The organism is Microvirga terricola (genome assembly GCF_011777495.1).
In the GTDB taxonomy this organism is placed as follows: Bacteria; Pseudomonadota; Alphaproteobacteria; order Rhizobiales; family Beijerinckiaceae; genus Microvirga; species Microvirga terricola.
Genome location: NZ_JAATJS010000015.1, coordinates 1 through 1,193, shown reverse-complemented (window position 1 = coordinate 1,193; position 1,193 = coordinate 1). Strand labels below are relative to the sequence as shown.

The 1,193-nt window shown below is 61.8% G+C and carries 1 protein-coding gene; it reads right to left on the bottom strand.

Annotated features, from left to right (window positions below; translation table 11 throughout):
- Positions 1-2 precede the first annotated feature (2 nt).
- On the bottom strand, positions 3-1,193 hold the full coding sequence (tuf, locus tag HB375_RS17915) for an elongation factor Tu (protein ID WP_167674461.1): 1,191 nt from the start codon (positions 1,191-1,193) through the stop codon (positions 3-5).

The following is a 1,193-nucleotide window of genomic DNA, read 5'->3' as shown; positions in this document are numbered from 1 at the left end:
GATTAATCCATAACTGCTGCGACGACGCCGGCGCCGACGGTGCGGCCGCCTTCACGGATAGCGAAGCGGAGCTTCTCTTCCATGGCGATCGGAACGATCAGCTGAACTTCCATGGCGATGTTGTCGCCAGGCATCACCATCTCGGTTCCTTCCGGCAGCGTCACCACGCCCGTCACGTCCGTAGTGCGGAAGTAGAACTGCGGACGGTAGTTCGTGAAGAACGGCGTATGACGACCGCCCTCTTCCTTGGTGAGGATGTAAGCCTCAGCCTTGAACTTCGTGTGCGGCTTGATCGAGCCGGGCTTGCACAGCACCTGGCCGCGCTCCACGTCCTCGCGCTTCGTACCACGCAGCAGAACGCCCACGTTGTCGCCAGCCTGACCCTGATCGAGCAGCTTGCGGAACATCTCGACGCCCGTGACCGTCGTCTTCACCGTCGCCTTCAGGCCGACGATCTCGACTTCCTCACCGACCTTCACGATGCCGCGCTCAACGCGACCCGTCACCACCGTGCCGCGGCCCGAGATCGAGAACACGTCTTCGATCGGCATCAGGAACGGCTGGTCAATCGGACGCTCCGGCTGCGGGATGTAACGATCCACCTCAGCCATCAGCTTCAGAACCGCGTCGCGGCCGATCTCAGGCGAACGGTCTTCCAGAGCGCACAGAGCCGAGCCCTTCACGATCGGAATGTCGTCGCCGGGGAAGTCGTACTTCGACAGAAGCTCGCGCACTTCCAGCTCGACCAGATCCAGAAGCTCCGGATCGTCGACCATGTCGACCTTGTTCATGAACACGACCAGAGCCGGAACGCCGACCTGACGGGCAAGCAGGATGTGCTCGCGGGTCTGCGGCATCGGGCCGTCAGCCGACGACACGACCAGGATCGCGCCGTCCATCTGCGCCGCACCCGTGATCATGTTCTTCACGTAGTCGGCGTGGCCAGGGCAGTCCACGTGCGCATAGTGACGGTTCGTCGTCTCGTACTCGACGTGCGCCGTCGAAATCGTGATACCGCGAGCCTTCTCTTCCGGCGCCTTGTCAATCTGGTCGTACGCCGTAAACGTCGCGCCCCCAGACTCAGCAAGAACCTTCGTGATCGCCGCCGTCAGAGACGTCTTGCCATGGTCAACGTGACCAATCGTCCCGATGTTGCAGTGCGGCTTAGTCCGCTCAAATTTTTCCTTCGCCAT

Excerpts from the sequence above, each read along its gene's own strand:
- tuf (WP_167674461.1), bottom strand. The coding sequence starts at position 1,193 with ATGGCGAAGGAAAAATTTGAGCGGACTAAGCCGCACTGCAACATCGGG.